This window comes from Haloarcula sp. Atlit-7R (assembly GCF_003666065.1).
GTDB lineage: Archaea > Halobacteriota > Halobacteria > Halobacteriales > Haloarculaceae > Haloarcula > Haloarcula taiwanensis.
The window spans coordinates 1-443 of sequence record NZ_QXIK01000116.1 but is presented as its reverse complement, the minus strand read 5'-3'; the positions used below and the strand labels follow the sequence as shown (position 1 = coordinate 443).

The window sequence follows — 443 nt, the reverse complement described above, 5'->3', positions numbered from 1 at the left end:
AACCGGTCGTCTGGTGGTCGGTTCGCGGGGACGGCCCGACGCACCGCGAGGGCCGTCCACGCTGCTCGACGGATCATGTTGATGAACTCCTTGAATGGCCACTGCCAGAGGCGACGCCCGCCTCGGCGGGGCGTCGCCACGTACTCCCAGTGCAGATACCGCCACACGTTCTGTAACAGCAAGCTCACCACGACGTACAACAGCCGTACGACCGGATTTTGTGTCGAGGTCGTCGCGATACTTTGCTCGGAGAGTCGATAGCTCGCCTCGATACCGAAGCGTTTCGCGTAGTGGTATCGAGCGTCTCGTGGTGAGTTGATGAACGGCGCGTCAGCGGCGTAGCCGTGACGCGCCACCCCATGTTCGTCGTACCGTCCGTTCTGGTAGGTACAGTCGATGTAGACGGGAAACTCGACGGTCCAGCTGTGACCGTCGAGTTTCGA

1 pseudogene is annotated in these 443 nt (G+C 61.6%); it reads right to left on the bottom strand.

Annotated elements, in window-relative coordinates:
* Positions 1–443: pseudogene (locus D3D01_RS22915) on the bottom strand (ISH3 family transposase); the annotation flags it as partial.